The organism is Siphonobacter sp. BAB-5385 (assembly GCF_002261125.1).
In the GTDB taxonomy this organism is placed as follows: domain Bacteria; phylum Bacteroidota; class Bacteroidia; order Cytophagales; family Spirosomataceae; genus Siphonobacter.
This window is the reverse complement of record NZ_NMPS01000244.1, coordinates 23,545-29,596: the sequence shown is the minus strand read 5'-3', so window position 1 is coordinate 29,596 and position 6,052 is coordinate 23,545. Positions and strand designations below refer to the sequence as shown.

The 6,052-nt window shown below is 54.3% G+C and carries 4 protein-coding genes; all 4 read right to left on the bottom strand.

Features of this window, described 5'->3' with window-relative positions; all coding sequences use genetic code 11:
* On the bottom strand, positions 1-631 hold a 631-nt coding region (locus BWI93_RS25885), incomplete at its 3' end, for a sorbosone dehydrogenase family protein (protein WP_141217607.1).
* A 15-nt stretch (positions 632-646) separates the two neighbouring features.
* Positions 647-2,464 carry a beta-N-acetylhexosaminidase gene (locus tag BWI93_RS25880; protein WP_094816833.1) on the bottom strand — a complete coding sequence of 606 codons (1,818 nt, stop codon included), beginning with the start codon at positions 2,462-2,464 and terminating at the stop codon, positions 647-649.
* A gap of 12 nt (positions 2,465-2,476) precedes the next feature.
* A complete protein-coding gene (locus BWI93_RS25875) occupies positions 2,477-4,198 on the bottom strand; it encodes an FAD-dependent oxidoreductase (protein WP_094816831.1) in 1,722 nt (573 codons plus the stop codon).
* A 158-nt stretch (positions 4,199-4,356) separates the two neighbouring features.
* Positions 4,357-6,051, bottom strand: coding sequence for a RagB/SusD family nutrient uptake outer membrane protein (locus tag BWI93_RS25870; RefSeq protein ID WP_094816829.1), 1,695 nt, complete (start codon positions 6,049-6,051; stop codon positions 4,357-4,359).
* Between the last annotated feature and the right edge of the window lies 1 nt (position 6,052).

Sequence of the window (6,052 nt, the reverse complement as noted above, 5' to 3'; positions counted from 1 at the left end):
GAATCTTGCCCCGTAAATCATTACTATTCGCCGTGGAAGCCTGATCGTCGGAGAGTTCCCGACCGGGTCGTTCATCGGTAGGATTGTGCCCTTCGATTTCTTCCGCATTCGTATTGTCACCCGTGGACAGGTACAGCAAACCCTTGGAAAAAGTCACATACCCCGCCGAATGGCAGCAGTACTTCCGTTGCGTCGGAATTTCGAGCAGTACTTTTTTGGAAGCCAGATCAAGCTGATCCCCCTTGAGTTCGAAGCGGGACAGGTGACTAATCCATTTTTCGCCGCCCACGCCGTAATACAGATAGAGCCAGTGGTTGCGTTCAAAATCCGGGTCGGCCGCTACGCCAAGTAATCCGTCTTCAATCCCGCTGAATACGTTCAGATTGGCAATGGTTTTCAGTTGCTTTTCCTGGGCATCGTACAGGCGTACGCCGCCTTTGCGTTCGGCAATGACCACGTTCCGGTTGGGGAGCAAGGCCATGCCCATGGGTTCGTCCAGTCCCTGTACCAGTGGCATGACGGTAAACCGACTGCTATCCGGCGGCGTGTCCAATTCGCTATGATGGTACGGTCGAAAAGAAAGCGTACTCGCCAGAGCAGCTAATCCGAGAATAATCGTTGCTGTTTTCATACCAATCAACCCCGTTTATTGAGCCCGTTTTTCCATGTCGGCAGTCGTCAGTTCCAACATCCGGCCGATGGGTTTACCCTTGGCGTAAGCCACCACTTTCACGCGGTCGGCTCCTTTGGGCATCAGAAACGGTTGCGTGTATTTCGGAAAATGACGATCAGGAATGGTATTGTCCGTCGAGTAGTACAATTCCACATCCGGTAATTCATGATCCAGCACCAGTTCCATCAAGCCGGTCGGATGCTTTTTCACCGACGTAACGATCGGATTGTACATACTGCGGGAATAGTTGACATCCTGCACGTCCAGCCGCTTGAAGTGACTTTCCACCCGATGGACAAAATCAGGCCAGTTTCGCTGATTTTTCGGCGACCAGAGTACTTCGGCAATGGCAAAAGCTCGCGGCCAGGTCATGTACTCCACGTGCCGTTCGTTGGGTACGGATTCGGTCCACAAATTACCCTGACCACCCAGTACCAGCTCAGCCTTTATACTGTCGGGAAGAGGTTCAAATGCATAGCTTTTGCTCAGTCGGCACATGCCGTAGGTACTGGGTTCCGCACTCGGATCACCCTGGTACAGATCGAGGTAGCAAAACTGGTGCGGCGTCATGATTACGGGGTGACCCTGCCGGGCGGCTTCGATACCGCCTTTTAGGCCGTGCCAGCTCATCACCGTGGCGTCGGGGGCGAGTCCGCCTTCCAGAATTTCATCCCAGCCAATGAGTTTTTTACCCTTGGATTGGACGATTTTTTCAACGCGTTTGATGAAGTAACTCTGCAATTCCTCAACGTTCTTAATCCCCTGTTTTTTCATCAACGTCCGGCATTCGTCGCATTTCTCCCAAAAGCCCTTATACGCTTCGTCACCCCCCACGTGGATGTACGGACCGGGAAACAACTCCGCAATTTCCGTAAAGACCTGATCGATGAAGAGATACGTGCTGTCCCGGCAAGGGTTGAGCGTATTGTCTTTCACCTTATAAAGCTTCCCGTTCGGCGGTACCTCGGTAGGGAGTTGCCCGCAGGTCAGTTGCGGATACGCCGCAATCGCCGACATGATGTGGCCGGGCATATCGATTTCGGGAACGACGGTGATATGTCGCTGCTGGGCGTAGGCCACTACTTCGCGAATGTCGTCCTGCGTATAGAAGCCCCCGTAGGAAGGTACTTCGCCCGGCTGGGTATTCTCCAGATCCCACCAGCGACCCGTCCGGGGTACCCGCCAGGCTCCCACCTGCGTCAGTTTCGGTAGTCGGTTAATCTGTACCCGCCAGCCCTGGTCATCCGTTAAATGCCAGTGAAAGACATTGAATTTGTACCGGGCCATCTGATCAATGTACCGTTTGACAAAGGCTTTATCGTAAAAATGCCGACTGACATCCAGCATCAGTCCCCGCCAGCCAAAACGCGGCTGATCCCGGACGTGTATCGCCGGAATCGTCTGAGGCAACGCCGTTTTTCCTTCCGGTAACAATTGCCGAAGCGTTTGAATGCCGTAGAAAATACCAGCGGCTTTGGGAGCCGTGAGCGTAATGCCTTTGGACGTTACCCGCAGGTCGTAGCCTTCCGAACCCAAATCGGCCGCCGGAGCGAGCGAAACGGTAATCGTGGAGGTAGCGGAGGTACCCGCTGGTAATTGCGGCAACTGCTCGGCGATCATCCGGCGAAGCTCCGGGGAGTTTACCACCAATCGCGTTTGAGCCGTCAGCGTAAAGGTGCCCGTACCCGCTTCCAGCGTTTGGGGAGCCGGAATCAGGGCGGGCAGCTGGGCCGAAGCAACGGTCGTCGCCAGGGCCAGAGTCAGTACTTTATAAAATCGATTCATTCCCATACAACTAAGCGATTAAGCCGAAGGCCACTGCGTTTCAATACCCTGACTACGAACCATTTTCTGAAATTCTTCCCGCAGATTGAGTTTTTCATGGACGGCTTTCGGCGTTACCTTTTTCTGTTGGGCATAGGCCACCAGCATGCCCACCGCTTCGCCAATGCTCCATTCGACCGGATGCAGGCGGTAACAGCCGTTGGTAATATGCGTTGTACCGATGTTCTTGTTAGCCGGAAGCAGGTTTTGGACCCGTTGCGGAATCAGAGCTCCCAACGGAATCTGGAAAGGCAGCGAGCCGAAATCGATGTAGTTATTGCCCGCCGTACTCGGGTGCAGGTCGATGTGGTAATAGCCCACGCCCACGCTATCCGCAAACGGAGCGGCGGTGTTACCGGTTTTCTTCCCGGTAATCATCGCCCGGTTGTCGGCTCCGACGTGTTCTTCCAGAATGGTAAACAGGGCCTTGATTCGTCGGGACTCGCGGATGTAGGGGTATTTCGCCAGTCCGTCTTCCGTACCCATGATGTCCGGACGTAGCCGCAAACCCGCCCAACCTTGTCCGCCGTCGGGACGGGGAGCTTCGGTTTGCAGCCAGTACAATAGGGACAGACTCAGTTGTTTGGCCCGATCGACGTGGTGTTTAAAATCTTTCTCGCTTGCTCCGATCAGGTTTCCCAGCGTGTAATCGTTCTGCGGCCAGTTGACGATCGAAATATCACCCGCCAAGGTACCGGGTTTAAAATTCGCTTTACTGAGGATGCGACGGTAATTCCAGAGGTTCAGTTTATCGCCCGTGGCTACACCTTCCGGGTTAAACCCAAGGGCTTTCGGCTCCAGCGTTTTGGGGTTGGAATACTGAAGATCCAGCAAGCGTCCCGACCAGGCGGGCGTCAGTTTTGGCGTCAGGTTTCGCCAGAAGTTATATTCTTTCGGTTTGTCGATGACGTGCGTTTCGCCGGGCAGATAATCCATCGCCATACACATCGTAAAGGCCTGTACGTTGTTCGGATCGGCTTTTTCCGGAGCGTGGAGTTCGCGGGTTTGCTGGCGGGATTCGGCCCCGGTAACAAATTCCGTTTTCGTCAGCGGTAACAAATCCCCCAATTCCGTGGCATCCACGAAATACGGAGCTTCGAGTACCAGCTCTTTTCCGCTCCGCAGACTGCGGGCTTTCAGTGCTTTTACCTGGTCGCCGGATACATCTGCCGCTACGATTTTATGTTCGAGTAGCAGGACCAGTTGCCGCGAACTCTGGTACGGAGCCAGCATTTGCAGCAAAACGGCCAAGGCCACTTTGGGCTCGTGACAAAGTTTGGAAACCGTACCATCACCGGGGTTCAGATGCGTACGGGTCCGGGCGTCGTCCGTAAGCGGATAATAGGTCTGGTAGTACTGGCGAACGGCCGTACGGAAATCGCGGTAGAGCCGCGTGGCTCCGTGCGTTTCAATCCAGGGGTGCTCATCGGGGGGGACGCCCTGTTGGGTAATCTGTCCACCGATCCAGTCGGTTTCTTCAGTCAGTACTACTTTTAGTCCATTGCGGAGAGCGGATAGAGCTGCGGCACAGCCGCCGAGGCCGCCGCCCGCCACGATGACGTCGGCGGATCGGTGGTCAGCGGTCGTAGATGCAAAGGAAGATTCCGTACTTGCGGCGTACGAAGAAAACGACAGAAAGGAGGCCGAAAAAAGACCTCCGCTCGTCAGGGATACGCGTTCAATGAAATGACGTCGATTCATAAGCATTCTTCGGTTATTCCGAAGCGTGTAAATGGAAAAGCAGTCGCTGCTTATTGGGTACTTGAAAATAGATGCTGAAAACTAAGGTTGGGTTGAACGTTTCATCTTCATGGAATCTTCCCGAAAAGTTGAACCTTTCGGGAAGAGATACGAGGGCTTTACCAGCCCGAATTTTGCGTCAGTTGTTTGTTAATGTCGCGTTCCGACTGCGGAATGGGCAACAATTCCAGTCGCGGGTACCAGTAGCGAATTTCCCGAACCAGTCGCTGACTTTCGCTCGTAGTATAGACCGGAATGTTGTTCAGATCATGGACGGCACTCGTTTTGAACGTCGGTGGGGCAGGGGCGACGGCCGGATCTTTGGCCGCTCCCATTACTTTTTGTGGCATCACCACTTCGGCAATACCCCAGCGACGAATGTCAAACCAGCGGAAGCCTTCCATCGCCAGTTCAGCTACACGTTCGCGACGAACGAGCTGCCGTAACTTGTTTTGATCCCCCTGAATGGCGGCATCCACCGCCGGCTGACCCGCCCGGCGACGTACCTGATTCAGAGCCGTAACTACCGAAGCATCCAGTTGATTAAGTTCAATTTTGGCTTCAGCGTACATCAGCAGAATTTCCGCGTATCGCATCAGAATAAAGCCTACGCGGGCCTGAAAAGCATTCTCTTGCGTAAGGGTATACTTGGTATGCAGTAAACCTACACCACTTTTGGCCGGACCAAAGGCATTGTCAAAATCGGCATTGGTCCGCGAAATCCAGCTACCGTCGGCATTGCGGAAAGATGTGGTGTTTTTGTAAATGGTGTACACCAGGGTCTGCTGATTCATGCTGATGGTATCTCCGGGAATCGCTACCGTGTACTTCAGTCGCATGTCCCGATTTTTGCTCGGCTGAGCCGGATCGTATAGGGGCGACTCGTCGATGCGTTTGCCATCCTTTGCTTCGAACATATCCACCAGTCGTTGCTGCGGAAAGCGACCCGACTGCCCACCAGCGGCCCGGGAAATACTGCCCAGCGGTACGTAATTAACCGAGTTGGCATCCGCATCCGAATACAAAATCTGGAACATGATTTCCTTTCCGGCATTGGCCGTCTGACCCGTACGGGTAAACAGGTTGGCAAAGCTGGGATTCAAACTCAGTCCTGCACCGTCGATGATTTGCTTGGAAGCCTCGGCGGCGACCGCATACTCTTTGTTGAACAGAGCGGTACGGGCTTTATACCCCAGAGCTACGGCCTTCGTGACGCGGCCCTGATCGCTCGTCGTCCAGGGCAGTACGGCAATCGCGGCATCGAGTTCCTGATAAATGAACTTGAGCACGTCGGCCCGCGGAGTCCGCGTTTGCGTATAAAACTCCGCAGGTTCCAGCGGCTTCGTAATCAGGGGAACGTCACCGAAAAGAAAAACCAACTGGTAATAGGCGTAGGCCCGAAGTACGCGGGCTTCGGCCTGAATCTGGTTGAACGTTGCCGCTGATACACTGCTTTTACCGGTTTCCATGCCTGAAATCAGCGTATTGGCTCGCTGAACGGTGGTGTAGGCAAACGTCCAGAGGGATTTGGCGTGGGCGTTGTACACGTCAATGTTGCCCTCGCCCAGATCCACACCCCGCAGTAGGGCAAGGTCCGTCCAGCCGTCCATCATCGACTGGTAGGCCGTATTGCCCGTATTCCAGTACGCCGATCGGTACACGGCATTCAGGGCCCCGTTCATCTCGGTTTGATTGTTAAAAAACTGGCCCGTTGCCGGAGCGTCCAGCGGCACCTGGGTCAGGTACTCTTTACAGCCCGAAAGCAGCGTAAGCGACAGGCTGAGTCCTAGTATCGAAAGAAAACGAAAGTTCATG